The sequence below is a fragment of the Priestia sp. ABM2_011 genome (assembly GCF_056158845.1).
In genome coordinates, this window is the sequence record NZ_JBSWUB010000001.1 from 3,760,583 (window position 1) to 3,786,974 (window position 26,392).

Consider the following 26,392-nt stretch of genomic DNA (forward strand, 5'->3'; position numbering starts at 1 on the left):
TTATTTGCTTGATTGAATATCTTGGCTTTTTCGAGTAGAAAGATGCGTTAAACGATCTAAGATAACGGCAATAATAACAACCGCAATCCCACCGATAAACCCTAAGCCTACATCCAGCATACTGATGCTTCGTAATACCTCTGCACCTAGGCCTCCCGCACCGACCATGGAAGAAATAACAACCATCGAAAGTGATAGCATAATAACTTGGTTTACACCCGACATAATCATAGGCAAAGCGAGCGGCAGCTGGACTTTAATTAATTTTTGCCATTCTGTCGCTCCAAAAGCTTCCGCTGCTTCTAAAGTGGTGTGCGGAACTTGCTGAAGCCCAAGCAGCGTCAGACGAACGGCAGGCGGCATTGCGAAAATAAACGTAGCAATAAGAGCTGTAACATTCCCTAATCCAAATAAAAGTACGGAAGGAATTAAGTAAACAAAAGCAGGCATCGTTTGCATAATATCAAGAATAGGCTTTATGACTGCCCCCACTTTGTTAAAGCGGTGTGATAATATGCCTAAAGGAACGCCGAATAAAAGTGAGATAATCGTAGAAGCTAAAACGAGAGATAAGGTCAGCATTGATGCTTCCCATAAATCCAAGCTAATAATAAGAAGTAACCCAAAACACGTAAATGCAGCTATCTTCCAATCTGTCAACCATAGCGCTAATAGAACAAAAACAAGGACAGTTACTAGCGGAGGAGAGGCTGTCAATGCCCATTCAAGGCTGCTGATTAAACTGGTCATTATCTGGTTGATTCCAGTAAATACACCTGAAAAACTATCAATCATGTAATCAACAAATGAATTTGCCCATTTATCTAAAGGAATACGAGGAATCATCGCAGCATTCACCATCATATTTATCGAACCTCCACTTGATATGATTTAACTTCTTGCTGCTCGGTCACTGCAATACGTTCAGTGAGATTTGCAATAAGAGTGCTCGGGGAAATCATACCTTGTAGGCGATGATGATTATCAACAATGACTACAGGCGAATGACTGTCTGTAAATAGAGGAATCATTTCTTGTAAAGACATATCAGGATTGACGCAATGCGGCTGTGTCAATGCTTTTCCTTTTAAATCATGCTTATGAGCTTCAATAAGCTCCATCACTGTATAGATGCTCATCATACCTAATAAGCGGTCAGAACTATCAAGAACAAAAATCGTAGATAAATGATTGGTTCTCATTCTTCTTAATATAACTTGTGGTGATTCATACTCATAGGCAGCCGTTTCTACCGGAATAACAGCGTCTTTAGCAAGGCGGATTTTGCCGTAATTAACGTCTTGAACAAGCAGTTTTACATAATCGGTTGCGGGTTGACTTAAAATATCTTCAGCCGTTCCAAGCTGTACAATCTCTCCGTCTTTCATTACGGCAGCCCGGTGCCCTAAAGTTAATGCTTCATCTAGATCATGCGTTACAAAGATAACTGTTTTTTGTACTTCTCCTTGAATATCAAGAAATAGCTTTTGCATATCTCTTCGAATAAGAGGATCTAACGCCGAAAAAGGCTCATCCATCAGCAAAATCTCTTGTTCAGAAGCAAGGGCTCTCGCTAATCCAACCCGCTGCTGCATACCTCCTGATAATTCATAAATTCTTTTATAAGCTTGTCCATTTAACCCCACCATTTCAAGCGCCTCTTTCCCTCGCTTTTCCCTTTCGCTTGCTGATACGCCTTGAATTTCTAGACCGAACGTAATATTGTCAATTACGGTGCGGTTTGGAAGAAGGCCTACATTTTGGAATACCATTCCAATTTTATTTCTTCGTACTTGCTGAAGCTGTCTTTTTGGCATATGAGAAATATCTGTATTTTCTAGATATACCGTCCCTTCTGTTGGTTCTATAAGTCCGTTCAAACATCGAAGTAAAGTAGATTTACCGCTTCCTGATAATCCAATTAACACAAAGGTTTCTCCCTTTTTCACTTCGAAATGAGCATTGTAAATAGCAACGGTTGTCTTAGTAGCTTGTTCGACTTCATATTTACTTTGTCCAGACTCTCTCAGCTTAAGAGCCTGTTCTTTTTGACGGCCAAACACTTTTGAAACATCGGTAACGCGGATAATGGGTTCTGTTAGTTTAGAGCTTGTACTCAATTTATTTCCCCCTTATTTTTAAAGTAGATTGTTAGAGATGGTCTGGCACACCGAGATAATGTGCCAGACCGCTTCTATTTACTATTCGACCTTCATACCGATTGCTTCTAATACATAATTGTAAAAATGCGAAACGTGCTGTTCGATAGGTACTAAAATCCCTCCTTCTTTATAAGATTTTGAGCTCATATTTTCTTGACACCACTCACACGCTTCAAAATCTTGTAAATTAACGCGGTGAAATAATTCCACGGCATCTTTTGGGTCAAAATCAGGCTTAGCCATTTCTTCCGGGTCGAATAACCATTCGCAAATTACTTTGGACTTTTCTGCACTGATTGGAATAATACGATGAATAATAACGTGATCTGGTGTTAAGTTGATAAATACAAGCGGCAGAACGGTAATGCCAAAATACGTGCGGTCATCTTCAGGAAGCAACCCTTTTAACATAGGACGGCTTCCTTTCCCGCTAATTGAAAAACCTTCTAACTCATTGCCAAACTTAGCTCCACCGCCTACTGAATTTTGAGTGCCGACTCCCGAACGAAATTCAGGGAGCGTTGCCGTAAGCTCAGGGTGAATAGAGGAACAGTGATAACATTCTTGAAAGTTTTCTACAATAAGCTTCCAGTTTGCCTCGACTTCGTACTCTTCACGATGAGCGGATTTTAAATTTTGAATTTCATACCTAGCAAACGTATAAAGCTCTCCAAAACGATCAAAAATTTGTGCGTCTAGCTGATATTCAACAGATATCGGATTGTCTGATAAATTAACCCAAACCATGCCGTGCCACATTTCAATGTGAACGGATGTTAGTCCGTAACTTTCGTTATGCACGAGTTCTTCTCGACAGTGGCTTGTGTTAGGAACACCTACTAAATCACCATCTAAGCTATAGCTCCACGAATGATACGGACAGCGAATGACCCCTGCTTTACCGGATGCTTGGCTGCACAGCTTAGCTCCTCGATGCCGACATACGTTTAAAAATCCTCGCAGTATATGGTCTTTTCCTCTAGTAATTAAAATATTTTCGCCTTCAACTCTCGTTGTAATATATTGTCCTGGTTCTGCTATTTCGTATTCAAATGCAACTAAACTCCATGATTTAGAAAATATATGATCTTTTTCTAACTTAAAAATGTCCGAAGATGTATACAGCTCTCCTTTCAACGTGGGCTCAAGTCTCCCATTATCATTTACTAAACCATGTTCCATAACCATCTGCTATTCCTCCTTCGCTTCTTTAGAAACATTTAAATAGAACCATTCGCAAGAGCTGACGACGATTTATACTATTTTGTTCGCCGCAAATCGCTGCGGAGCAAACAAATCAATTGGGTGATTGGTTTTTCCCTCTGTCACTAAATCTGCTAAAATCTCTCCTACTACGCTTGCAAACTTAAAACCATGTCCGGAAAATCCCGCTGCAATTGCTACTTGAGGATATTCAGGATGCAGCGAAATGACAAAATGTTCATCTGGTGTATTGGTATACATGCACGTTTTCCCTTGTAAAAACCGACCGTTGAGCTGCGGAAGACCTTGAGCTAGATAGTGCCGCATCATGTTCACTTCATCTTCATATATATTTCGATCAATCGTTTCCGGCGTACACGCCGTTCCTTTTCGGAAAAACGCCACTTTTGCTCCTTCAGCCTTTAATCCAAAAGAAGGGAAACCATACAACTGTACATAATCATCTGCTTCCCAAATATAAATCGGCTGTTTTCCCACTGAAAAAACGTCTATTCCTTGTGTTGGTTCAAAAAACATTTGCACATGACGCTCTACTTGTAAGCTAAAACCTAATTCCCGTAATAAATCGGGTGCCCAGGCGCCTGCAGAAATAATGATTTTTCCAGCTTCATATATTCCATTAGCTGTTACAACACGCACGCCTTCACCAGAAGGATGGGCTTCCCACGACACCACTTCTTCAAAAAAATGAAGCTCAGCTCCGTATTTTTCTGCTTGAAGAAGGTGAGTATATACGCTTGCTTCCGGCCTAACGAATCCAGCTTTTTCTTCATATAGAGCAACCGTAGCAGGTGAAGGTGTAAATACCGGAAACCGTTTGTAAATATCCTTTGCTTCTAGAATCTCATACGCAAGATTCCACTGTTTAGAGCTTTCGATGCTTCCAGAAACCGTCAAGCTATCAGGAGGTCCCATCATAAGTCCACCGGTAACCGTAAGAATTTCTTGACCGCTTTCTCTTTCAATTTCATTCCACAATTCGTAGGCGCGAAGCAACAATGGAACATAAGCAGGGTCTTCAAAATACGACTGCCGAATAATTCTAGAACCGCCGTGACTCGATCCTAGATCATGAGCAGGACCGTATTGTTCTAACCCCAATACCCGCTGCCCTTTTTTGGCGAGCTGATAAGCAGCCGTACTCCCCATAGCTCCTAATCCGATAATAATGACATCATAATGTGTTGACATCTGCATTCCTCCTGCCTTTCGATTGATCAATTAAACTACCGCTGGGGAGTGTGTCATCATTGCTGCTTTATAACGCTGACCAAAGTATTCAACTTCTAAAACCATTTCTTCATGTACAGCTTGAGATAATAAGGTGTGTACAATTCCTTTGCCTAAGCTGTATGAATAGCCAGCACTTGTCACAAATCCGAGGGCCGTTTCTCCATAAAAGACCGGTTCATATCCCATTACTATCGCTGAAGGATCATCTAATACGAGCGTCGCTAATACTGTTTCAGAATCTTTTCGCTGACGATCAAGCAATGCCTCTTTTCCAATAAAAACTGGTTTTGTCAAATCAACCATTTCATGAAGATCGACTTCATATGGATGATGTTCGCTCCAAAAGTCTTTCCCGCTTTTTAACGAAAAAGATTCAATTCGAAGGTTTTCAAGAGCTCGGTCTCCCCCAGCAATCAGCTGATAAGGCTGTCCTTCTTCCATTAATAAATCCCATAAATTCAGACCTTGATCGGAAGTCGTAATTAATTCCCAGCTCTCCATTCCCCCGCAGGAATCACGCAGAGCAAGGACTGAAACATTTTCGATAAACAGCGTTTTCGCTTGCCCTTCAATCCAAGTGTTGCCAAGGTCTGAGCGTTGAACCATGGACTTCATTACTCCTGTAGCTTTAGGGCCAATTAATGCTAAACTGCATGTCCCTGACGTTACATCTTGAAAAACAACTTGATCGCTGTGTGGCACGTGTTTTTGAATCCAGCTTGCTTCTACAGCTCCCGTACAAACAATCAAGAAAGTGGATATATTTTTGCGAATAACCGTTATTTGATCTTTTATGCCGCCTCGCTCATGCAACATACACGTGCGTATGCTTTGACCTACTGCAATGTCTATATTTCCTGTCGTTAGCTTCTGTAAAAACTGGAGAGCTCCTTCTCCTTTAATTTCTAACCTTTTCTTTGCTGCCGTTGTATCGTAAAGAGCTGCGTGCTGACGAGTATGCAAATGTTCAGCTTCAATAATTGGTGACCAATATTCAGCAGCCCATCCATTTCTTATTACCATCATCTTTTCATAAGTAGATATAAGCGGATAGTTAGCTTCATACCACTGGGGCTGCTCCCATCCTGCTTTTTCATTAAAATAAGCTTTCAGTTCTTGTTGACGCATATAAAATGGACTCACGCGCATGTTTCGCGATACTTTTCGCTGCATAAATGGATGGTGAATACTATAAACCTCTTCATACTCTTCAATAGACCGCTGTTTGTAATAAGCAGGGCTGCATGCATACGTATCGAAACGATTAATGTCGCATAGCTCTAAATCCACAGTCGGCGCACCATTCATCATCCATTCAGCCATTTGTTTTGCGACACCTGCAGAGTGCGTTACCCATATAGCTTCTGCTACCCAAAATCCCTGTATCGTTTGTGATTCACCAAGCAGCGGCATACCATCGGGCGTGAATGAAAAAATGCCGTTCATTCCTTTTTTTATTCCCGTTTGTTTTAATGCCGGAATTAACTCTATTGAATCTTCCCACGGTTTTTCAAAATCTTTTGGTGTAAAAGGTTTAACAGAAGGCATTTCTTTTGTTTCTCCGTATTTTGTAATATCACTGAGTTCGACTGGAAACGGCTCATGCTGATATGATCCAATCCCAAGCCCTTTTTCTACTTGACGAAAATAAATTGAATTATCTTGATCTCGAATAAGAGGAGTGGCGGCTTCTTCCGTTTCTCCGTTCAACTCAAATAAATCATTTGTAAACACATATTGATGAGCCATTGGCTGAAGAGGGATCGTTACACCGACCATTTCTCCGATGCGAGGTCCCCAAAATCCAGCACAGCATACGATTACATCTGCTTCGAATTTCCCGACACTTGTGTACACTGCTTTTACTTGACCCTTTGTCACTTCAATATCCGTCACTTCTGTATGACCGTAAAACTCTACTCCGCACTCTTTAGAAAAACGAGTCATTTTATCAACGGCATGCAAAGGTTTAGCAATACCGTCTGACGGAACATAGAGACCTCCGCAAATACGATCAGGACAAATCAACGAATTTTTTTCCGCGCATTCCTGCGGTGAAAGAAGAAAAGCTTCGATTCCCCATGAGCTGGCAACACCAGCCTTTCTCTTTAGATCTTCTAATCGCTCTGGTGTACGGGCAACTTCTAAACTGCCGACAGGATAAAACGAGCGCTGTTCATCTGTACTCAACTCTTTAAAGGTCTCGACTGTTTGAGAAGCTAGTGTTGTCAGGATTTTTGAAAAGCTAAGCTGAAATACAAGCCCCGGAGCGTGAGAGGTAGATCCTCCTGTTTCTAGCAAAGGGCCTTGCTCAATCACTGTTATGTTTCGTTGCCCCATTTTACTTAAATAGTAGGCAATGCTGCACCCGACAATTCCAGCTCCTATCACTACTATTTTCTTATGTTCCATCACTTTATATCTCCCTCCTTTTTTGGTTTGAAGATGTTAAATATTGTCGATAGTTAATTATATTTTTAATATTCATAATTTTCAAAGTATTTTGTTAAAAAGTGTGACATAGATTTTTTTGCCCTTTCTTCCGCTAATGTTCGGATAACGCTTTCTTAACTTTAAAATACCAGAAAAATCGCCGTTTTTTTCTTTCGAATAACGAATTTTAAAGAAACTATCTATCTGTCAAAATGACACTTATCAATGAATGGTTATATCAAAAATGACGGAAAGAAGATAGCTAAAATAACTTAGCTATCTTCTTTTTAAACCATTTACCGATTAATTAATTTTGAAGGCTTAAATACTTTTGCTTATTTTTAGACCAAAGTTGCCTGTTTGACTACTTTTTTCATTTCTTCTGCAACGTTTCTTTTGTCTTTTTCACTTGTAATCCCCCCTCCTACAATCACAAGATCCGGCTGTGACTGCACGACTTCAGGAAGTGTATTCAGTTTAATACCTCCTGCCACCGCTGTTTTTGCATTTTTCACAACTCGTTTAATCGTTTGAAGCTGCTCAAACGGAGTCTCTCCTTCAGCTTGAAGATCATACCCTGTGTGTACACAAATATAGTCAACACCGAGTGCATCGACTTCTTTTGCACGTTGTTCAAGGTTTTTTACATTAATCATATCGACAAGAATTTGTGTTCCTTGTTTTTTGGCCTCTTCTACAGCGCCTTTTATAGTCGAATCGTTAGTAGCGCCAAGTATGGTAATAATACTAGCACCCGCTTCAGAAGCTTTCATGACTTCATAAGCACCTGCATCCATAATTTTCAAATCAGCTAATACCTTTAAAGACGGAAATGCTTCCTTGATTTCTTTGACTGCTTTTAGCCCTTCGTTAATCACAACCGGAGTACCAATTTCTACAATATCGATATACTCTTGAACCTCCTGCACTACTTCTTTTGCCTCTGAAATGTTTACAAGATCCAATGCTAATTGAAGTTCCATACCTGCTTCACTCCTTCATTAAATGAGGTTGCCTAGCATGAATTCATTGTAAAACCGTTACTTTCAAAAAAAAAGTAGGCACTTTTAAAACATATAGTCACTAAAAATATACTATGGATGCGTGTATCTTATCACTTGCATTTATTTTAGAAAATTCTGAATAATAAAGGCGTTTTTGTAACCTTCTCAAGAAAAGATTTTATCCCATATGTGTGGAGTTATTCATTTCAGGTTCTATAAAGGTTTCCATATAATTTTTTCCCCACTCGTCCATGCTTTCAAGAATGGGCATCAAGCTTCTCCCGTGCTCAGTCAAGGAATATTCAACTTTTGGAGGTACAACCGGATAGACTTTTCGGTGAACGATTTGATCTTCTTCTAATTCTCGCAGCTGACTTACTAACATTCGCTGAGTAATTCCCGGCATCATAGATTTTAACTCACCAAATCGCTTTGTTCCTTCTTTTCCTAGATGCCACATAATCAACATTTTCCACTTGCCTCCAATAATCGTCAACGTTAATTCCTTTTCACAGTTAAACGTTTTGCTAAAAAGTCTGCTCAATCCTTTTTCCTCCCTTTTTATGTGTAATAGTATAGTTTTAGACACTATATGAAAATAAAGTGTCTACTTATAAAGGAAAATTGTACCTGCTATACTGTAATCTGTAAAGATGGTAAAAGACTATATTCACTGCAATAGACCGTTAAAATAAAGGAGGAGATCAATTGGACAGCGTAGCTCGTTCACGTGATAATTGTCTCAAGTCTCATTTACCACAAGCGTTAGAAGTGGATTCCATGACCTTTATCTTATTTGGAGCAACAGGAGATTTAGCTAAAAGAAAAATTTTTCCTGCGTTATATAATTTATTTTTAGATAAAAAGCTGCCTTCTTCCTTTTCTATTATTGGTACGGGTAGAAGCAACTGGTCTAATGATGCCTTTCAAATATATGTAGGAGAATCCGTAAAGACTTTTTCAAGGCGCTTTAGCCAAGGTGAATCCAAGGTAAAAGAATTTCTTAAGACAGTTCGCTATCATAAAATGGATGTTACCAACAGTGATGGATATGACCAGTTGCTGCATGCTATTCAAGAAGGTGAAGCAGAATTAAATATTCCTGAAAATCGTCTTTTCTATTTATCAGTGGCTCCTGAATTTGTAGACGTTATTGCTTCAAATATAAATAGCGGCGGATTAGGATCTACAAAAGGCTTGAAACGTCTTATTATCGAAAAGCCTTTCGGACACGATTTACAATCTGCTCAAGTGTTAAATCAAAAGCTTACTGAAACGTTCAATGAAGAAGAGATTTATCGTATCGACCACTATCTGGGAAAACCAATGATTCAAAATTTGGAGGCTCTAGCAGCTGCAAACCCTATTTTACAAGCACTATGGAATCATCACTACGTTGCAAATGTCCAAATTACAGCTAGTGAAACAGTTGGTGTAGAAGAAAGAGCGCCTTACTATGATCAGTCCGGTGCAATTAGGGATATGTTCCAAAACCATATGCTTCAAATGCTTATGATGACTGCCATGCAGCTGCCAAAGACACTTAACATCGCAAAGACTCGCCAACAAAAGATAAAAATTATGAAAAGCCTTCGCCCTCTACAAAAAGAGGTTATCCATTCGAACGTCATAAGAGGTCAATACAAAGCGGGAAAAATCCAAAATTGTTCCGTTATAGGATATAAAGAAGAGCCCGGCATCAATGCTGCTTCCGTCAATGAAACATTTATAGCAGTCCGGGTATGGATTGATCATGAGCTTTGGAAAGGAGTGCCTTTCTATCTTCGCACGGGAAAAAGAATGAGTAAAAAATGCACGCGTATCGTCATTGAATTTAAACATCCTTTAAAGGAGGTTTATACAGCCGATGAAATCATTCCTAACCTTTTAGTTGTCGAAATCAGCCCAAATGAAGGTATTTCGCTGCAATTAAACAGCAAAAATCCTTTGAATGGCAATAAAATCGAACCTATTTTTATCAATTTCTCCACAAATCAAAAAGAAGTACCAGAAGCTTATGAACTGCTGTTATTTGATGCTCTACAGGGAGACTCCACGTTTTTTGCTCATTGGGAAGAAGTTGAATTATCTTGGAAATGGGTGCAGCCTATTTTAGAAGCTTTTAACAATGAGGACTTTCCTCTTCATTTTTACTCTGCTGGTACAATGGGACCAACAGCTTCAAAGCATTTGTTAGAAGAAGATGGGTTTAAGTGGTGGTAGTTTTATAATTACCCTAGATTATTTCTAATCTATAAAAAGAGATTGAGACATAACTAAAACAATGGAAAGATCCGAATGATACGTTGTTCGGACCTTCCTTTAACTAAAACATTCATGTTCCATCCTCTTTTTGTACATGTTTCAAATAACTTCACCTGGCTAAATCTATGACACTTAAAAAATTAAATCTTCGTATCTTCTTTATTTAATATCAGCCATTTGATTTTTCGATCTCGCTCTTTTCTTTCTTGTTCATCAACCAAATCATATTTCTTCAGCAAATGAAACATCTCGTTTAATGTTGTTTGCGAAGGGTTTCGCACGAGAAACTCATGAAATAATGAACGAATATCTTCTGGCAGCCACTGTGACTGCGAATTAAACTTCTGATGTACATCTTCTACCGAGTGGTCTAAATTACATTTACCCATACCTTTTCCTCCTCTTTTATGTAACTGTTTTGCATTTTTTAGTCTTCTTGGCGTTTAAACGTATTTGGCATAACAACTGCCACAACTTCTCCGGTCGCAACAATAATGTCATTCGCGTATACTTCTGTTTTAACTCTCCATTTCTTCGGGTGAATTTCTTCAACGGTTCCTATCGCTTTTAGTACTTCACCCTGTGGCGTTGGTTTTTTAAAATCTACGTGGAGAGAACCGGTAACAAACCGCGGCGGCTCTGCTGAATCTCCTATTTCGCAGCCATTTTTACGGTATAGAGCAAGAGATGCAGAGCCTGTTCCATGACAATCAATCAGTGATGCAAGAAGTCCGCCATATACAAATCCTGGTATAGCTGTATGTTCAGGCTTAGGTGTATAAAGGGTAATTGTTTTTTCTCCTAGCCATCCTGTCCGAAAATGATAGCCGTCTTGATTTAATCGGCCGCAGCCGTAACACCATGCAAAATCATCCGGATATTCGTCTTGAATCGCTTTTACTACTTTTTCCATGGTTCACCACTCCTTTTTTCGGAATATTTTAACACATTTTCTCTTACAATCGTTAGAACTAAACGGACTATTTTCAAGCTTACATAACTAAAAATCTTAGAAGAAAAGCCTCACTTAAAAAATAAGTGAGGCCTTATCGTTAAAATTCTTCATAGGCAGCGGGGTCTTGATTATTAAGTCTTCCATCTTCGCGGTTCAATTCTGAAAGCATATTCATCTCCGTTTCATCTAAAGAAAATGAAAAAATCGATATGTTTTCAATCTGCCGCTTGCGGGATGACGATTTAGGAATTGCAATCGCTCCTAGCTGATAATGCCATCGCAAAATCACTTGTGAAACTGTCTTATTATGACGGTCTGCAATTTGTTTAATTGTTTCATTTTCTAAAACAGCACTCGCTCGTCCTAGTGGACTCCAAGATTCAATTTGAATGTTTTTTTCTTGATACCAATTTCGGTATTGATGTTGATTAAAAAAAGGATGAAGTTCAATTTGGTTGATGCTTGGTAAAATGCCCGTCTCTTTTTCCAATCGCTCAATATGCTCGGGAAGAAAATTACAAACACCAATTGAACGAATCAAGCCCCAGCGCTTCGCATCAATCAGTGCTTGCCAAGCTTCTACATAATGATCTTGTTTAGGATTAGGCCAATGAATAAGATACAAATCGTAATAGTCTAAATTCGCGCGATATAAAGATTCTTGAATGGTAGGAATTGCTTTGTCATACGTATGGTATCGCCCTGGGAGTTTAGAGGTAACAAATAGTTCTTGTCTAGAAACCGGTGTTTTTCGGAGAGCTTGCCCCACAGTGCCTTCATTTTCGTAATTATAAGCAGTATCGATTAAACGATACCCTACATCAATCGCACTCGTTATAGCGTTGACTCCTTCATTTCCGTTAAGCTTGTATGTACCAAAACCTATAGCAGGCAAGGTTACCCCGTCATTAAGGGTTATTTCAGGAATTACTTTACTCATTATTATCCACTCCTTTCGATCATGCCCTAAGGTTAGCATATATTATCCAATACTTGAATAAATTTGCATCACTCCTTTTCACAAAGGAGTGATGCTTTTAAAACAATCCAAAAAGCGATTACGGAGAAACCTCCGTTTTAAACTCATTAACTTCGCACTTTTCTGCTTCTTTCTTGTTTTTAGTTAACGTAAAGAAAGCTACAAAACCTAAAAGCGCCGTACTAAATAAGATAGCAGCCATCGGAATCGCTGTTGTTTCGTTGATCCCTACTAAAGGAGAAACAATTGATCCTAAAGTTAATGGAAGCATACCTAACACGGCACTTGCACTCCCTGCTCTATGTCCTTGATTTTTCATTGCCAATGTCACCGAGCCTGTGATCGTCATTCCTATAGAGATCATGTAAATAAAAATGGGAATAACAATCGTAGCAAGCGGTCCTTTAAGCATAGTCATGATAAGAAGTACGCTAGTAGCACTTACAGCCGTAATCACGGCAATGCGAAGCAGGCTTCTTTCATGGATAATTCCGCTAAAGCGCCCAATAATAAAGCTTCCAGTCACAATAGCCAAGCCGTTAATACCAAACAAAATGCTAAAAACTTGCGGAGAAACATGGTATATTTCTTGATAGACAAATGGAGTGCCTGATACATAAGCAAAGCTTCCTCCATGGACCAGTCCGATAGTTAGGGCATACCCAATAAAAGAACGGTCTTGTAATAAACTGCCCATTGTGCGAACAGAATGACCAATTGAACTTGGTGTTCTATTTTCAATGGGCAAAGTTTCTTTTAAACGCATTGAGATTGTTAAAACAATTAAAAGACCTATTAAACTTAAAAACAAGAAAATAGTATGCCAGCTTGCAAAAGGAAGAAGTAAAATAGCACCTCCGGCCATCGGTGCTATCATTGGTGCAAAGGCATTGATAACCATTAACAGAGCAAAAAACTTCGTAAGTTCTCTTCCGCTAAAAACGTCTCTGACAATGGCGCGAGAAAGAACAACTCCTGCCGAAGCCGTAAACCCCTGCAAAAAGCGTGCGATAACTAAAGCCGTGATAGTAGGAGCCAGTGCACAGAGCAATGACGATAACATAAATAAAGAGATGGAGATGAGTAAAGGTCCTTTTCGTCCCTTTGCATCACTGATTGGACCAATCACGATTTGACCAACGGCAAGTCCTAGTAAACACGATGTTAAGCTAAGCTGTACAAGTGAAGCTCGCGCATCTAAATGATCAGCAATAGCTGGAAAACTTGGCAAATACATATCGATATTAAGCGGACCTAATATCGCAAGCGTGCTGAGAAGAAACGCCAATCCTAGACGTTTTTTTCCAGTTGGATTATGAAGCATAATAGCAGAGCACCTTCCTTACCTAAATATTGTATTTTCACAGATAACCTCTAGTCTATTGAAAGGCACCCCTTCTGTCTAGGACATTTGTCTAGAGATGCAGATAAAGTTCCACTGGCAAAGAAGGAGGTATGAGTAACTACAACTACATACGGTTAACATAAAAAACAGCGCTTGAAATTCCTCCAAGCGCTGTTTTTTATATACTATCTAATGCCTGCTGTAAATCTCTCATAATATCTTCCCAAGCTTCCAGCCCAACTGATAAACGAAGAAGTTCATTTGAGATGCCCATTTCTTTTCGAGCTTCTTCCGGCACAACTGCATGCGTCATCGAGGCAGGATGCTGAATAAGTGTTTCAGCATCCCCAAGACTCACCGCAATGGAAATGAGCTTAAGCTGATTCACCACTTTTACGGTTTCTTTATAACCGCCTTCCACTTCAAAAGAGAGAAGCCCCCCTCCTTTTTTCATTTGCTTTTTCATGAGAGAATAAGCAGTGCTGTTTTTATCCCCTGGATAATAAACGGCTTTTACCTTGGGATGGAGACTTAATTGTTTTGCGATATGTTCAGCATTCTCACAGTGGCGATCCATTCGAACGGCCAGTGTTTTTAAGCCTCGGAGTAACAGCCACGCATCAAATGGTGAAAGAATACCTCCAATATCTTTTTGCGTCGTTTTGCGCAGTACGGAAATAACCTCTTTGTCCCCTACTACAATTCCTGCCACAACATCTCCGTGTCCACCAATAAATTTAGTTGCGCTATGAATAACTAAGTCGCATCCAAGCTTCAGCGGCTGCTGCAAATAAGGAGTTGAAAAGGTATTGTCTACTACCACGGGAATTCCTTTTTGTTTGGCGATACAAGTCACTAACTCTAAATCTACTAAAGTCATAGTCGGGTTAATCGGTGTTTCAATATAAATACATGCTGTATCTTCTTTGATAGCAGCAAGAATTTCTTCCTCAGTTTCCAAGTTGGAAAAAGAATGATGGATTTGATATTTTTCCTCAAGCATTTCCAGTAAACCAAACGTGCATCCATACACTCCTTTAGAACATAAAATATGATCGCCTGCTTTTGTAAGTCCAATCAATACAGCCGATACTGCAGCCATTCCTGATCCAAATGCCAAAGCGGCTTCGCCTTCTTCAAGCTGTGCCATACGCTCTTCTAAAATGGTGACCGTCGGATTAGATAACCGAGAATATACATAACCATTTTCTTCTCCGCTAAATCGGTTTGCACCTTGTTCTAGAGATGAAAATGTAAATGTAGACGTTTGATAAATAGGTGGAGCTAAACTATCAAAATGATGTTTTGATTCGTACCCTGCGTGAATGGCTTTTGTTTCAAACTGATATTTCTTTTTTTCGTTCATACGGCTTCCCCCTTATGCAAACAAGCGCTGTGTCATTTTTAAAAATGTAAGCGTTTTCTTTTATTATATTTCTCTTTTCTTTTTTCGTTCCCTGCCTATCTATGTAGATAATTCCACCGTAGAGAAGGAAGCGACATGCACACTGCACCTCGCTTTACTTCATCATCTGTTTAATTAGTATTGAATTACGCTTTTTAAATACTTCATTATGAGAAGAAACCATAGCTGTCTTAGCAGCAGAGGGCTGAACGAATTGTTTTGCTTTGTTTACGGCATTAGCAGCATCTTGAAAAGCGCCGGTAATCAGATGGACTTTTCCTTCGTGCATGAGAAGATCTCCAGCTGCATATACACCTTCTACAGACGTTTCGCTTGCTGCATTACCTGCAACGTAATAGTCATCAATGGTTTTGATATGTAGTTCGCTGTTTTTTAACAGCTCTGTATCTCTTTTATAACCGTGATTAATGATAACTTCGTCAATCGATAAATAAGAAACCTCACCGGTTTGATGATTAGTCAGCTCAACTTTTTCAATAAATTCATGCGTCGCATCAGCCACTAATTTTGTAATAGATGTGTTAAGCAGACACCGAGCCGAACTGTTTATTAATTGTCTTACTTGTGCTTCATGACCGTTTAGTTCACTGTTTCGGTACGTAATATATACCTTTTTAGCAACGGGCTCTAGCTCATTTGCCCAATCAATGGCTGAATTGCCTCCCCCGGAAACAATCACCGTTTTATTTTTAAAATGCTGCAGAGATTTAACCGTATAGTTTAAGTTTGATATTTCAAAACGTTCTGCTCCTTCAATTTTGAGCTTTTGCGGATTTAAAATACCTCCTCCAACAGCAAGGATAATGGTTTTAGAGTAATGATGTTCACCTGAAGAACCCGTCAGCTGGAAAATACCATCTTTCAAGCGAGAAATGGATTCAATCTTCTCATCTAAAACAACAGTCGGATCAAACGTCAGTCCTTGTTCCACAAGCTGTTCAATAAGCTTCGCACCGGAAATAGGCGTTTGGCCCCCTACATCCCAAATCATTTTTTCAGGATAAACGTGAAGTTTTCCGCCTAGTTTTGGCTGATATTCAATCAGCTTTGTTTTCATTTCCCTTAGCCCGCTATAAAAGGCAGAATAAAGGCCAGCCGGTCCCCCGCCTATAATTGTCACATCAAAAAGTTCATTGTGTATCATGCACGTTCACTCCTCGTAATCAATTGTCATTGATTATCATTCTCATTTAAATATACATCTTCTTCAACGTTTTGACAATAAAAATAACTATTGACATCCGGAAACGTTCGAATTATAGTATGTAAAGTAAACGATACTGATAATCATTATCAAGTATTTGTTGTATTAAATGTAAACGGAGGGTCAGATATGGTTCGCCTATATACAGAGAAATTACATATTAGTTATGGTGAACGTCTAATAGTAAAGAATTTAAGCGTTAACATTCCAGACAAAAAGATTACTACAATTATTGGTTCAAACGGATGCGGCAAATCAACGCTTTTGAAAGCCATTACCCGCATTATTTCTCATCAATCCGGTTCCGTTATTTTAGACGGCGAAAACATTTCAACAGAACATACAAAAGCACTCGCTAAAAAAATGGCTATTCTCCCTCAAACCCCTGAAAGTGCTAAAGGCTTAACGGTGGGAGAACTTGTATCTTATGGGCGATTTCCCTATCAAAAGGGGTTTGGGCGTCTATCAAAAGAAGATTATCAAACGATTGACTGGGCTCTTGAAGTAACCGGAACAAAAGATTACAAGTTTCGTCCTGTAGATTCTCTTTCAGGCGGTCAGCGCCAGCGAGTGTGGATTGCGATGGCTTTAGCTCAAGAAACCGATATTATATTTCTTGATGAGCCGACTACCTACTTGGATATGGCTCATCAGTTAGAAGTGCTTGAGCTGCTTCAAAAATTAAACAAAGAGCAAGGACGTACAGTTGTAATGGTGCTTCATGATCTAAATCAAGCCGCTCGCTTTGCGGATTATATTATCGCTTTAAAAGATGGTGAAATTGTCAAAGCCGGAAAATGTGAAGAAGTCATTACGCAGGACGTTCTAAAAAAAGTGTTTCATATCGACGCTGAAATTGGACGAGATCCGAGAACAAATAAACCAATGTGCATCACGTATAACTTATTAAGAGGAGATAACTAAATGAAAAAATTATTGCTTCCATTCATGCTTATATTCGTATTACTTATTAGTGCCTGCAGCAGCGGTTCAACTGAAAGCAAAAATGATTCTAGCAAAAACAGCGAATCCAAGACGATCACATATCAATCTGAAGACGGCCCTGTAAAAGTTCCGGCTAATCCGAAACGTGTTGTTGTGTTAGGTTCCTATGCAGGTAACGTACTTTCTTTAGGTGTTAACATTGTCGGAGTAGACTCATGGTCTAAAATGAATCCCCGCTTTGAAAAGAAATTAAAAGGCGTGGAAGAAGTATCAGACGAAAATTTAGAAAAGATCATTGAATTAAAGCCTGACTTAATTATTGGCTTATCTACTACAAAAAATATTGATAAATTGAAAAAAATTGCCCCTACTGTCACGTATACATACGATAAAGTAGATTACCTTACTCAGCATGTAGAAATTGGAAAGCTATTAAATAAAGAAAAAGAAGCACAATCATGGGTAGACGACTTTAAAAAGCGTGCGGCAAAAGCTGGTTCTGATATCAAAGCTAAAATTGGCGAAGATAGCACGGTTTCAGTTATTGAGAACTTTGACAAGCAGCTTTATGTGTTTGGGGATAACTGGGGACGCGGAACGGAGATTCTTTATCAAGAAATGAAATTAAAAATGCCGGAGAAAGTAAAGAAAATGGCTTTGAAAGATGGATACTATGCGATTTCGCCAGAAGTTCTTCCTGAATATGCCGGAGATTATTTAATCTTTAGCAAAAACCAAGATGGAGATACATCATTTGAGAAAACAGATACGTACAAAAATATTCCTGCTGTAAAGAATAATCACGTATTTGAAGCAAATGCAAAAGAATTTTATTTTAATGATCCAATCACATTAGATTATCAACTAGATTTCTTTACTCAAAAATTTCTTGGCAAGTAATTCATTCAAGAGGAATTCTTTTTAGAATTCCTCTTACTTTGTTTTACTAAATTTATTCTTACATGAAAAGATGGGTGTGTTATGAAAAAAGACAATCAGCGTTTCGTTCCTTTTTTATACAAATTAATAGGTATGCTGCTCGTATTCATCATAATGTTTGTTTCTTCAATGGTTTTTGGCGCTGCTGACATATCGATAAAAGATGTATGGCTAGCACTTTCATCAAGCAGTGTAAACGAACAGATTTCGATCATCAGAGATATTCGTTTACCTCGTGAAATCGCCGCTGTTTTTGTGGGGGCTGCTTTATCAGTATCAGGGGCTATTATGCAAGGTATGACAAGAAACCCACTTGCAGATCCAGGACTTTTAGGGTTAACGTCTGGCGCAAATGCGGCTTTAGCTGTAACAATTGCCTTGATCCCTGCTATAAATTATTTGGGTACTACGATTGCTTGCTTTATAGGAGCCGGGGTTGGCGCAATCCTAGTGTTTGGGATTGCTGCTCTAAAAAGAGGAGGATTTTCTCCGCTTCGAATTGTACTAGCGGGAGCTGCCGTTTCAGCATTTCTTTATGCCATTGGAGAAGGCGTTGGTATTTATTTCAAAATTTCAAAAGATATATCGATGTGGACTGCTGGGGGAATGGTAGGCACTTCTTGGGAACAGCTTCAAATCATTGTTCCTTTTATTCTCGGAGGTATATTCATTGCCCTTTTGCTTTCTCGGCAGCTTACTATTCTGAGTTTAAATGAAGAAGTGGCTGTAGGATTGGGCCAGCAAACGACAAAAGTCAAAACCATTTTATTTGTCGTCATGATTCTTCTTGCGGGTGCTTCTGTTGCGCTAGTGGGAAACATGGTGTTTATCGGCTTGATGATTCCTCATATTGTACGAGGAATTGTAGGAACTGACTATCGTTTTATTATCCCTATGTCCGCTATCACTGGCGCAGCGTTTATGCTGCTCGCTGATACATTGGCTCGAACGGTCAGTGCTCCTTATGAAACACCGATAGCAGCAGTTGTATCGATGATTGGTTTACCTTTCTTTTTAGTTATTGTTCGTAAAGGAGGAAAAGCATTCTCATGATTCACCCAGCGCTTATTAGAAAACAACGAATAATTATGATGCTTCTCACTGTTTTGATTCTTGGAACGGTTGTGATAGGAATGGGACTCGGTGATGCACCCCTTCCTTACAATAAAGTGTTTCCTACTCTTTTTGGCAAAGGGAATTTTGCAGATGAGTTCGTTCTTTTTTCAATTCGACTTCCGCGAATTATCATTACTCTTTTAGCAGGAATGGCTCTAGCTTTATCAGGCGCTATCTTACAAGGTGTTACGCGCAATGACTTAGCGGAACCTGGAATTATAGGAATTAATTCAGGAGCAGGCGTCGCAATTGCCGTATTCTTTTTATTTTTTCCAATTGAAGCTGGCTCTTTCGTGTATGCTCTTCCGTTAGTAGGGTTCATCGGCGCCTTGTTTACAGCTGGTCTTATCTACCTTTGTTCATATAGTAAAAGCCAAGGGCTGCAGCCTGTGAAGCTTATTTTAACAGGCGTAGGTTTTTCGATGGCTCTTTCTGGAATGATGGTGGTGATTATGTCATCAGCTGATCGTGCTAAAGTTGATTTTATTGCTAAATGGATCGCAGGAAACATTTGGGGGTCAGACTGGCCTTTTATATGGGCACTTCTACCTTGGCTTCTTGTCTTGATTCCTTTTATATTGTACAAAGCAAATTCATTAAACATTTTTAACTTAAATGAAGCTGCAGCTATTGGAGTCGGTATCGCTATGGAGAAAGAGCGTATAACATTGCTTCTAGCCGCGGTTGCATTAGCGGCAGCAGCAGTTTCAGTTACAGGCGGCGTGGCCTTTATTGGGCTTCTTGCTCCTCATATTGCCAAAGGCTTAGTCGGACCGAGGAACCAGCTTTTTATTCCCGTTGCCATTTTACTAGGCGGCTGGCTTTTGCTGATTGCAGATACAATAGGACATAACATTGCCGATCCTAACGGTATACCGGCAGGAATTATTGCCGCCGTAATCGGTGCTCCTTACTTTGTTTATTTGCTTTTAAAAAAATAATAAACAGACGCGCTTCTTAGAAGAAGCGCGTCTAGTTATTATTTTTTTTGTCTTTCATCTGCAGCGTTCGCTCTAGCCTGTGCTTCTAAATCGTCTTGGTCTGCTAATTCACGAGAAAACTCTTCATCTACTCCATCTGCTTTAGATGCAGGATAATCCGCTACCTTTTTTAATTGTTTTTTCAACTCTTTTTCATTCATTATGAACACTCCTTTATTCTAGACTGTTAATAGTATGCGTTTGTCGTTTCTGCACTATGTGGAGAAAGAAGGAATTTTACCAATAAGACCGAAGGCATACATAATAAGAAAAAGAAAGGACGTGTTATATGGTCATCATTATTACGCTCTCTATTATCATTGTATTTGTTATTTTACTGCTGTGCGTGGTTACCACTTCGAAAGCTTATGATTACAAACATACGGTAGATCCACTTACAAAAAAACAAGACGAAAAAAAGTAGGTGAGCTCGTTTCACACCTACTTTTTGTATTACCCTCGCAGTGATTTTAAATCATGATCGTTCAATTGAAATGCTTGCTTAATTTTGTCTTCCAAGTTTTTTGTTACTCTTCGCTTACCCACTTCAACCAGTGCAATTAAAGAAAAACTGCAGTTCACTGCTTGAGCGAAGTTTCGCTGATTCATATTGTAGTTTTTCCGAATGTTTTTTACCATCTCTTTATTCATTTACACTCACTCCGCTTAACTCAATATACTTTTTTCTGCTCAAGTTCAAGTCACATGTTCATCTAGCTGCCGACAGAGCGTGAGAAATTGCTGCTGCTCTTCTTCTTTATAGCATGCAAACAGTTTTTCAACCCTTTGCTGCATGTCTTTCTCAGCCGCTTGAATCACTTGTTTTCCCTTGTTTGTAAGCTCAACCATAACTTTACGCCGATCTTCTTTTGAATGGTAGCGCTCCACAAGATTCAGTTCATACAAACGTGTAATTGATGCTGTGATAACGCTTGGGCTCGCCTTCATTTCGTCTGCCACTTTGGTCACAGGCATTGTACGTGCACGTTCAACAATCAGTAAAATATGATATTGAAAAGGGGTAATTCTGTAATACTGTAAAAGGCTTTTTACATTTGTCATTACTTTTTTGTTTAAAGATATTGAAATTCTTTGAATTTCTTCACCAAATATCAATGGATCCATCCACCTCACCGCCCCTTTCTCTCCAACATGTTTTATGATGAACTTTTGATTCTATAGCACTTTATGAATTTATACTTTTTGGAGCTGGAAGCATACGAATATCTTCCTCTTGAGCTTTTGATTTCTTTTTTTCGACTACTTTATCTTTACGTACGTCACGAAGGAAGAAACTTAAAATTAAACCGATAACAGAAATCGCTGTTGCCCAATAAAAAGCATCGTTAATACCTTGAATCGTACCTTGCTGCGTCATTTTTCCAGATAAAATCGTCAGCGCTTGCTGCTGAGCTTGATCTTGTGATAAATGCAAAGTAGCAGCTACTTTTTGTACAAATAAATGAAAGCTATTCATAAAGAATGGATCAGACGTATTCATGGAACTGCTGATTTCATTTACATGATACGTTGTACGGTTTGTAAAAATGGTCGTCATTAAACTAATACCAATTGAACCACTTACTTGACGAAGCGTATTAGACATTGACGTTCCGTGACTGCTTAGTCGCTGCGGAAGCTGATTTAAACCCGCTGTCATAATTGGCATCATTAACAGTGACATACCGAACGAGCGGATAATATAAATCGCTAAAATATGATTAAATGGTGTATCCATCGTCAGCTTCGTAAATTCAAACGTTGAAATAGATGTAATGAGCATACCAACGATTGCTAGCGGACGAGGTCCCACTTTATCAAACAATGTACCTGAAATCGGGGACATAACCAGCATAACAAGTGCGCCAGGAAGCAACAGCAGTCCTGAATCAAAAGCAGAATATCCGCGGATATTTTGCAAGTAAATTGGAAGCAAGAACATACCTGCGTACATACTGATTGTAATCGCAATACTAATAATATTTGATAGTGAAAAAATATTATATTTAAACACGCGCATATCCAATAGCGGCTTTTCAGATTTAATTTGTTGAAGAACAAATATAATTAAAAGAACTGCCCCGCCAATGATTGTAGAAAGAACAACTGAATCCGTCCAGCCGTCATTTCCAGCTTCACTAAATCCGTAAAGCAATAATCCCATACCTGCAAGTGATGTCACAACCGAAGGCATGTGAACTTTTACATCCTTTGGAGGCTGAATGTCTTTTAATTGAAAGAAAGCAATAATTAATACAATCGCACCTAATGGCACCATGCCGTTAAAAAGGATGTGCCAATCATAGTTTTGAATAACCCATCCAGATAATGTTGGACCAATAGCCGGTGCGAACATCATGGCTAATCCAAAAATACCCATCCCTTTTCCTCGCATGTGAGGAGGGAAAATAAACACAATAATGGTCATAACAAGAGGCGATAAGACACCTCCGCCAATAGCTTGAATTAAACGGCCGGTAAGCATAATCGAAAATGTAGGTGCAATTCCGCAAATCAATGACCCTACTGTAAAACAAACCATTGCAAATAAGAACAAGCGACGCACACCAAATCGTTCAATTAAAAAAGCTGAAAGCGGAATTAACGCCCCGTTCACAAGCATATATCCAGTTAACAACCACTGAGCTGTATTTGCGGTTACGCCAAACTCAGTAATTAAATGCGGGATGGCTACGTTTAGTAACGTTTGATTTAATATTGCAAGAAACAAACCAAGCATTAAAACAATCAATAGCGGAATATGCTTTTTGATGGATCCATCACTTGTGTTTTCTATACTGGCTGTCATCATATTTCCTCCCTTCTTGAACTGTTGTAGTAAGAATTAGTCTTTTGAAATTTTTACTTCAGCGTTCATTCCTGGTAGCACATGCTCTGAATAATTGGAAATAGAGATTTTTACAGGAACCGTTTGAGATACTTTTGTGTAGTTTCCATCTGAGCTTGAGTTCGATGTTAAAGCTGAAAGTGAATTAGTTGCATATCCCACTTCTTCAACTTTACCGTCAATTTTTGTACCACTGTCTCCATCTACTGTTACATCTACATCGTCGCCCTCTTTAATATCCTTAAGCTGATCCTCTTTGATATTCGCTACGATAAATAGATCTTTCATATCTACTTCGGTTGCAATTTGCTGTCCAGCTTGAACCATTTGATTTTCTTTTACATTTGTTTGAATAATTTTTCCATCTGCTGGTACTGTAGCAGCTACAGAGCCTTTTTCAGCTTGAATCTTAGCAATTTCAGCATCTTTTGATACATCATTTCCTTCTTCCACTGTCCAGCTTGCTACCTTACCTGCTGCAGGTGCAACTACGTTGTATACATCTCCAGATACTTTAGCGTTATCCGTTGTAATATAGTTCGATTTTTGAACGTAATAATATCCTCCTCCAATTAATAAAGCTAAAATAACGATGATTCCAATAAAATTTGTTACCATTAAGCGACTTCTAGACATTCATTACTCCTCCTTAATACTTCACTAATAAAATTACTTTTTTATATAGCTTTTTCATAAATATATTATCTCCATCTATTAGGAGATATGTTTCTTTATAATCATCTATTTGGTTAACCACCTAAATAACTTTATCATAAAGATATTTTTTCGTAAAGATATTAATTTAAAAATAATAACGATGGTTAAAGATAATCATTGCCATCCTTTACAATTGTTTCATTTTATTTTAGAGTTAGTTTATATATGTCCGTAGTGTACAAGGAGATGGAAGCTAGCATGGATAACAATTTAGAATCAAAAATTGAGCACCTTTACCAAATTAACACATCTTTTTTTCAATATATGCGACATTTAGTCGAAGAAACATTAAAAACGCAGCCTTATCACTTAACACCCACTAAGTTTTATATCTTAAACTACATTGCCAGCGGCACAAAGTATATGGTAGCAGATATTTCAAATAAACTTCACTTAACCTCGGGCGCTACAACTAGCTTATTAAATCAATTGGAAGAAGAATCTCTCATTCAGCGCGTGCGAGACGAAAAAGACCGGAGAGTGGTGTGGGTTTCATTGACCGATGAATCAAAAAAGCTTGTTTCAATGATTACAGAGAAGCGAAATGTATTTTTAAAAGATATGCTAGCAGCTCTAACTGTAGAAGAACAAGAAGAATATTTTCGCTTATTAAATAAAATGGATGCCCTTTTAAGTGATAAATATGGATTTTCATATTAGATTATCCAAAAGAGCTCCGCTTCGAATTGAAGCGAAGCTCTTTGTTATTTTAGAAAGCAGAATTTATTAGGGCAGCTGCTTTGTCAGGAAAATCGATAAAAGGATTTCGATTGCCTTGCAATTCAAAAATTGCTGCATTGCGATGTTTTTCATAAAGTGAAACATTAAATTCTTCATGCCATTTTAGTAAAAGAGGAAGATCTACTCGTGAAGAGTCAATTTTATTATGATAGCGAATTAAAAAATAAAGCGTAGCTCGAGCCACAATTCCTTTTCCATATTCGGGTTCAAACTTACCTTTTTCTGCTTTGCCGCATCCTTCTTTCACATCTGATTGCTTAACTTCCGGTGTATAATCCGGGAAGTCAATATAAGAAGAATTACCTCTTCGACTGTTACAAGAAGGCTCACACGCAAATAAATGATGTAAATCGCCTCTCATAGGCTCTTGTTTTCCAAACCAGGACTGCGAGACAACGTGCTCACAGTTTAGCAGTATATCATTGTTTGAAACAGATGAGTTAGTAAGCGACTGAAGTGCATCAATATCTTTTTGTATCGTTTCTAAAGGATCCATTCCTTTTCCTGAATACAGACTCTTCAGCTCTCCATTCTCCTGTAGATCCACCCATGGATATACATATTTATGGGGGGAATAACTTAGCAAATGCTGATGCGTTTCCGTTAACAAAGCTTGCATGGGTTCTCTTTCAAAGGGAGTACCTCGATAATAAAGATTTTTACTCTCTTCATCCGTCTTTTCATCATAATAGCTTCGATTGTTTACGTATTGCTGATAAAGGGCTTTTGCCTGCTGTTTTTCCACCATTAATATATCTAAACTGCTTCTCATCCCATCACCTCTGAAGTCATTTGACGTTGAACTTCACGCAACAGCTTTTCAACAATGGTCAAGTGCACAAACCCGTTTCCTACTTCTCTTGGTGATTCATTTAATGGAAGTGTTCTTCTGATTAACTGTGCGTAAAGCTCTGGTTCTGTAAGTTCTCTTCCAAACGTTTCATTTGAAAGAACTTTTATCAATGCCAAAGCTCCCGCTACGTGAGGCGTTGCCATAGAAGTTCCGCTCAGTGCGGCATACTTTCCATTCAAGTAAGTTGATACGATCCTCTCTCCCGGAGCCACTACGTCTACTTCGTTGTTCGAGTTGGAAAATATCGAAGAACGTTTCTCTAAATCAACCGCTCCTACGCTAATCACTTCATTATATGAGCCTGGGTACGCAAACTCATCTGTGGAGCTTTCTCCATCTCCTTCATTTCCCGCTGCGCAGACAACTAAAATATTCTGATCAACAGCATCTTGAATCGCTTCATGTAGCTCAGGCACATCGGCCGGACCTCCAAGTGACATTGAAATGATATCTACTTTTTGCTGAATGGCGTAGGTAATACCTTCGATAATCCACTCATATTGACCTGAACCATTCCCATCAAGTACTTTCAGGATAAGTAAATTCACCTCCGGCGCCACTCCTACAACACCATTTCCATTATGAGCTGCTGCAATTGTGCCTGCTACGTGAGTACCATGACCATTATAGTCTTGATAAACATCAGGATTTTGCTGATCATCGTGCGTGAAATTTCTTCCTCCAATAATTCGTTCCTGCAAATCTGGGTGTGTAACCTCACAGCCAGTATCCAAAACCGCTACGGTTATTCCCTGTCCTTTTGTTTGCTTCCATACTTCCTCTGCTCCAATTAGAGCGACTCCTTCTGGGACTTCATTAAATTGATTCAATTGTTCAACTACTTGAAATGGGATAATGCGCACTTTGTTCTTCATTTAGATTCCCCCTGCAGGATTAAATGGAAGCTAGTTCATGGTGGGATCACTTTTAATCGCTTATTTTTGGAGTTCACTCATCGAGGTTTGTTGCTTCTAAACTTATTATAACACAAAATAGAACACACGTTTGTATTTTTGTAATTTT

General features: G+C 38.9%; 27 protein-coding genes. 7 read left to right on the top strand and 20 right to left on the bottom strand.

Translation table 11 applies throughout. The annotated features are described in order from the left end of the window. The 7 genes from ACXAE4_RS20015 to ACXAE4_RS20045 all read right to left on the bottom strand — a co-directional run bounded on the left by ACXAE4_RS20015 (nucleotide 1) and on the right by ACXAE4_RS20045 (nucleotide 8,600). Complete coding sequence (locus ACXAE4_RS20015) at nucleotides 1-864, bottom strand: ABC transporter permease (protein ID WP_028413966.1); 864 nt, start codon at nucleotides 862-864, stop codon at nucleotides 1-3. A gap of 2 nt (nucleotides 865-866) precedes the next feature. After that, nucleotides 867-2,120, bottom strand: a complete 1,254-nt coding sequence (locus tag ACXAE4_RS20020) for a quaternary amine ABC transporter ATP-binding protein (RefSeq protein WP_028413967.1) — start codon at nucleotides 2,118-2,120, stop codon at nucleotides 867-869. An 81-nt stretch (nucleotides 2,121-2,201) separates the two neighbouring features. After that, on the bottom strand, nucleotides 2,202-3,350 hold the full coding sequence (locus ACXAE4_RS20025; protein WP_475236722.1) for an aromatic ring-hydroxylating oxygenase subunit alpha: 1,149 nt from the start codon (nucleotides 3,348-3,350) through the stop codon (nucleotides 2,202-2,204). Between the two features lie 66 nt (nucleotides 3,351-3,416). Beyond that, on the bottom strand, nucleotides 3,417-4,577 hold the full coding sequence (gene solA, locus ACXAE4_RS20030; protein ID WP_154989216.1) for an N-methyl-L-tryptophan oxidase: 1,161 nt from the start codon (nucleotides 4,575-4,577) through the stop codon (nucleotides 3,417-3,419). Between the two features lie 30 nt (nucleotides 4,578-4,607). Next, entirely contained in the window at nucleotides 4,608-7,031 is a 2,424-nt protein-coding gene (locus ACXAE4_RS20035; protein ID WP_261765787.1) for a GcvT family protein, read from the bottom strand. 362 nt (nucleotides 7,032-7,393) lie between these two features. Beyond that, nucleotides 7,394-8,035: a 3-hexulose-6-phosphate synthase gene (hxlA, locus tag ACXAE4_RS20040; RefSeq protein WP_034266616.1), complete on the bottom strand. Its 642-nt coding sequence runs from the start codon at nucleotides 8,033-8,035 to the stop codon at nucleotides 7,394-7,396. Between the two features lie 199 nt (nucleotides 8,036-8,234). Continuing rightward, nucleotides 8,235-8,600 (bottom strand): winged helix-turn-helix transcriptional regulator, encoded by a 366-nt coding sequence (locus ACXAE4_RS20045; RefSeq protein ID WP_014460848.1) that lies wholly within the window; start codon nucleotides 8,598-8,600, stop codon nucleotides 8,235-8,237. Between the two features lie 164 nt (nucleotides 8,601-8,764). Between ACXAE4_RS20045 and zwf the strand changes: the two genes are divergently transcribed. Next, nucleotides 8,765-10,279 (top strand): glucose-6-phosphate dehydrogenase, encoded by a 1,515-nt coding sequence (gene zwf, locus ACXAE4_RS20050; RefSeq protein WP_154989220.1) that lies wholly within the window; start codon nucleotides 8,765-8,767, stop codon nucleotides 10,277-10,279. 182 nt (nucleotides 10,280-10,461) lie between these two features. Here zwf and ACXAE4_RS20055 read toward each other — a convergent pair whose 3' ends face one another. The 6 genes from ACXAE4_RS20055 to ACXAE4_RS20080 all read right to left on the bottom strand — a co-directional run bounded on the left by ACXAE4_RS20055 (nucleotide 10,462) and on the right by ACXAE4_RS20080 (nucleotide 16,170). Then, entirely contained in the window at nucleotides 10,462-10,710 is a 249-nt protein-coding gene (locus ACXAE4_RS20055; RefSeq protein ID WP_033578485.1) for a hypothetical protein, read from the bottom strand. 38 nt (nucleotides 10,711-10,748) lie between these two features. Continuing rightward, complete coding sequence (locus ACXAE4_RS20060) at nucleotides 10,749-11,234, bottom strand: PaaI family thioesterase (protein ID WP_098113433.1); 486 nt, start codon at nucleotides 11,232-11,234, stop codon at nucleotides 10,749-10,751. Between the two features lie 139 nt (nucleotides 11,235-11,373). Further along, nucleotides 11,374-12,216 (bottom strand): aldo/keto reductase, encoded by an 843-nt coding sequence (locus ACXAE4_RS20065; protein WP_154989222.1) that lies wholly within the window; start codon nucleotides 12,214-12,216, stop codon nucleotides 11,374-11,376. A 118-nt stretch (nucleotides 12,217-12,334) separates the two neighbouring features. Further along, nucleotides 12,335-13,579 carry a Bcr/CflA family efflux MFS transporter gene (locus tag ACXAE4_RS20070; protein WP_154989224.1) on the bottom strand — a complete coding sequence of 415 codons (1,245 nt, stop codon included), beginning with the start codon at nucleotides 13,577-13,579 and terminating at the stop codon, nucleotides 12,335-12,337. 199 nt (nucleotides 13,580-13,778) lie between these two features. Then, nucleotides 13,779-14,966 (bottom strand): methionine gamma-lyase, encoded by a 1,188-nt coding sequence (gene megL, locus ACXAE4_RS20075; RefSeq protein WP_033578482.1) that lies wholly within the window; start codon nucleotides 14,964-14,966, stop codon nucleotides 13,779-13,781. A 154-nt stretch (nucleotides 14,967-15,120) separates the two neighbouring features. Next, entirely contained in the window at nucleotides 15,121-16,170 is a 1,050-nt protein-coding gene (locus tag ACXAE4_RS20080; RefSeq protein ID WP_098113436.1) for an NAD(P)/FAD-dependent oxidoreductase, read from the bottom strand. 189 nt (nucleotides 16,171-16,359) lie between these two features. On the opposite strand from ACXAE4_RS20080, the gene ACXAE4_RS20085 reads away from it, so the two are divergent. The 4 genes from ACXAE4_RS20085 to ACXAE4_RS20100 all read left to right on the top strand — a co-directional run bounded on the left by ACXAE4_RS20085 (nucleotide 16,360) and on the right by ACXAE4_RS20100 (nucleotide 20,171). Beyond that, the gene (locus ACXAE4_RS20085) at nucleotides 16,360-17,154 is read left to right on the top strand and encodes an ABC transporter ATP-binding protein (protein ID WP_014460855.1); all 795 of its coding nucleotides are present in this window, start codon (nucleotides 16,360-16,362) and stop codon (nucleotides 17,152-17,154) included. After that, nucleotides 17,155-18,075, top strand: coding sequence for an iron-hydroxamate ABC transporter substrate-binding protein (locus ACXAE4_RS20090; protein WP_028413979.1), 921 nt, complete (start codon nucleotides 17,155-17,157; stop codon nucleotides 18,073-18,075). Between the two features lie 81 nt (nucleotides 18,076-18,156). Then, nucleotides 18,157-19,167, top strand: coding sequence for a FecCD family ABC transporter permease (locus tag ACXAE4_RS20095; RefSeq protein ID WP_154989226.1), 1,011 nt, complete (start codon nucleotides 18,157-18,159; stop codon nucleotides 19,165-19,167). Then, nucleotides 19,164-20,171 (top strand): FecCD family ABC transporter permease, encoded by a 1,008-nt coding sequence (locus ACXAE4_RS20100; RefSeq protein WP_098113438.1) that lies wholly within the window; start codon nucleotides 19,164-19,166, stop codon nucleotides 20,169-20,171. The genes ACXAE4_RS20095 and ACXAE4_RS20100 overlap by 4 nt, the downstream gene beginning before the upstream one ends. Before the next feature lie 38 nt (nucleotides 20,172-20,209). Here the strand turns inward: ACXAE4_RS20100 and ACXAE4_RS20105 are convergent, their stop codons facing one another. Further along, entirely contained in the window at nucleotides 20,210-20,371 is a 162-nt protein-coding gene (locus tag ACXAE4_RS20105) for a YfhD family protein (protein ID WP_074894520.1), read from the bottom strand. A 128-nt stretch (nucleotides 20,372-20,499) separates the two neighbouring features. On the opposite strand from ACXAE4_RS20105, the gene ytzI reads away from it, so the two are divergent. Next, nucleotides 20,500-20,634 (top strand): YtzI protein, encoded by a 135-nt coding sequence (gene ytzI, locus ACXAE4_RS20110; protein WP_014460859.1) that lies wholly within the window; start codon nucleotides 20,500-20,502, stop codon nucleotides 20,632-20,634. 29 nt (nucleotides 20,635-20,663) lie between these two features. Here the strand turns inward: ytzI and ACXAE4_RS20115 are convergent, their stop codons facing one another. From ACXAE4_RS20115 to ACXAE4_RS20130, 4 genes are all read right to left on the bottom strand, one after another. Continuing rightward, nucleotides 20,664-20,861, bottom strand: coding sequence for a helix-turn-helix domain-containing protein (locus tag ACXAE4_RS20115; protein WP_047751337.1), 198 nt, complete (start codon nucleotides 20,859-20,861; stop codon nucleotides 20,664-20,666). A 45-nt stretch (nucleotides 20,862-20,906) separates the two neighbouring features. Next, nucleotides 20,907-21,335 (bottom strand): MarR family winged helix-turn-helix transcriptional regulator, encoded by a 429-nt coding sequence (locus ACXAE4_RS20120; RefSeq protein WP_047751338.1) that lies wholly within the window; start codon nucleotides 21,333-21,335, stop codon nucleotides 20,907-20,909. A 61-nt stretch (nucleotides 21,336-21,396) separates the two neighbouring features. Further along, nucleotides 21,397-23,022 (bottom strand): DHA2 family efflux MFS transporter permease subunit, encoded by a 1,626-nt coding sequence (locus ACXAE4_RS20125; RefSeq protein WP_099000060.1) that lies wholly within the window; start codon nucleotides 23,020-23,022, stop codon nucleotides 21,397-21,399. A 33-nt stretch (nucleotides 23,023-23,055) separates the two neighbouring features. Next, a complete protein-coding gene (locus tag ACXAE4_RS20130; protein ID WP_099000061.1) occupies nucleotides 23,056-23,694 on the bottom strand; it encodes a biotin/lipoyl-containing protein in 639 nt (212 codons plus the stop codon). 279 nt (nucleotides 23,695-23,973) lie between these two features. On the opposite strand from ACXAE4_RS20130, the gene ACXAE4_RS20135 reads away from it, so the two are divergent. Then, nucleotides 23,974-24,435: a MarR family winged helix-turn-helix transcriptional regulator gene (locus ACXAE4_RS20135; protein ID WP_014460864.1), complete on the top strand. Its 462-nt coding sequence runs from the start codon at nucleotides 23,974-23,976 to the stop codon at nucleotides 24,433-24,435. A gap of 49 nt (nucleotides 24,436-24,484) precedes the next feature. On the opposite strand, the gene ACXAE4_RS20140 is transcribed toward ACXAE4_RS20135, so the two are convergent. Both ACXAE4_RS20140 and ACXAE4_RS20145 read right to left on the bottom strand, forming a co-directional pair. Next, a complete protein-coding gene (locus ACXAE4_RS20140; protein ID WP_154989230.1) occupies nucleotides 24,485-25,288 on the bottom strand; it encodes an endonuclease I family protein in 804 nt (267 codons plus the stop codon). Further along, nucleotides 25,285-26,244 carry a S8 family peptidase gene (locus tag ACXAE4_RS20145; protein WP_099000064.1) on the bottom strand — a complete coding sequence of 320 codons (960 nt, stop codon included), beginning with the start codon at nucleotides 26,242-26,244 and terminating at the stop codon, nucleotides 25,285-25,287. Before ACXAE4_RS20145 ends, ACXAE4_RS20140 begins: the two co-directional genes overlap by 4 nt. Nucleotides 26,245-26,392: the final 148 nt, after the last annotated feature.

Coding starts and splice junctions, on each gene's coding strand:
- ACXAE4_RS20015 (WP_028413966.1), bottom strand. CDS start 864: ATGATGGTGAATGCTGCGATGATTCCTCGTATTCCTTTAGATAAATGG.
- ACXAE4_RS20025 (WP_475236722.1), bottom strand. CDS start 3,350: ATGGTTATGGAACATGGTTTAGTAAATGATAATGGGAGACTTGAGCCC.
- solA (WP_154989216.1), bottom strand. CDS start 4,577: ATGTCAACACATTATGATGTCATTATTATCGGATTAGGAGCTATGGGG.
- ACXAE4_RS20035 (WP_261765787.1), bottom strand. CDS start 7,031: ATGGAACATAAGAAAATAGTAGTGATAGGAGCTGGAATTGTCGGGTGC.
- hxlA (WP_034266616.1), bottom strand. CDS start 8,035: ATGGAACTTCAATTAGCATTGGATCTTGTAAACATTTCAGAGGCAAAA.
- ACXAE4_RS20055 (WP_033578485.1), bottom strand. CDS start 10,710: ATGGGTAAATGTAATTTAGACCACTCGGTAGAAGATGTACATCAGAAG.
- ACXAE4_RS20060 (WP_098113433.1), bottom strand. CDS start 11,234: ATGGAAAAAGTAGTAAAAGCGATTCAAGACGAATATCCGGATGATTTT.
- ACXAE4_RS20065 (WP_154989222.1), bottom strand. CDS start 12,216: ATGAGTAAAGTAATTCCTGAAATAACCCTTAATGACGGGGTAACCTTG.
- ACXAE4_RS20070 (WP_154989224.1), bottom strand. CDS start 13,579: ATGCTTCATAATCCAACTGGAAAAAAACGTCTAGGATTGGCGTTTCTT.
- megL (WP_033578482.1), bottom strand. CDS start 14,966: ATGAACGAAAAAAAGAAATATCAGTTTGAAACAAAAGCCATTCACGCA.
- ACXAE4_RS20080 (WP_098113436.1), bottom strand. CDS start 16,170: ATGATACACAATGAACTTTTTGATGTGACAATTATAGGCGGGGGACCG.
- ACXAE4_RS20085 (WP_014460855.1), top strand. CDS start 16,360: ATGGTTCGCCTATATACAGAGAAATTACATATTAGTTATGGTGAACGT.
- ACXAE4_RS20090 (WP_028413979.1), top strand. CDS start 17,155: ATGAAAAAATTATTGCTTCCATTCATGCTTATATTCGTATTACTTATT.
- ACXAE4_RS20095 (WP_154989226.1), top strand. CDS start 18,157: ATGAAAAAAGACAATCAGCGTTTCGTTCCTTTTTTATACAAATTAATA.
- ACXAE4_RS20100 (WP_098113438.1), top strand. CDS start 19,164: ATGATTCACCCAGCGCTTATTAGAAAACAACGAATAATTATGATGCTT.
- ACXAE4_RS20105 (WP_074894520.1), bottom strand. CDS start 20,371: ATGAATGAAAAAGAGTTGAAAAAACAATTAAAAAAGGTAGCGGATTAT.
- ytzI (WP_014460859.1), top strand. CDS start 20,500: ATGGTCATCATTATTACGCTCTCTATTATCATTGTATTTGTTATTTTA.
- ACXAE4_RS20115 (WP_047751337.1), bottom strand. CDS start 20,861: ATGAATAAAGAGATGGTAAAAAACATTCGGAAAAACTACAATATGAAT.
- ACXAE4_RS20120 (WP_047751338.1), bottom strand. CDS start 21,335: ATGGATCCATTGATATTTGGTGAAGAAATTCAAAGAATTTCAATATCT.
- ACXAE4_RS20125 (WP_099000060.1), bottom strand. CDS start 23,022: ATGATGACAGCCAGTATAGAAAACACAAGTGATGGATCCATCAAAAAG.
- ACXAE4_RS20130 (WP_099000061.1), bottom strand. CDS start 23,694: ATGTCTAGAAGTCGCTTAATGGTAACAAATTTTATTGGAATCATCGTT.
- ACXAE4_RS20135 (WP_014460864.1), top strand. CDS start 23,974: ATGGATAACAATTTAGAATCAAAAATTGAGCACCTTTACCAAATTAAC.
- ACXAE4_RS20140 (WP_154989230.1), bottom strand. CDS start 25,288: ATGAGAAGCAGTTTAGATATATTAATGGTGGAAAAACAGCAGGCAAAA.
- ACXAE4_RS20145 (WP_099000064.1), bottom strand. CDS start 26,244: ATGAAGAACAAAGTGCGCATTATCCCATTTCAAGTAGTTGAACAATTG.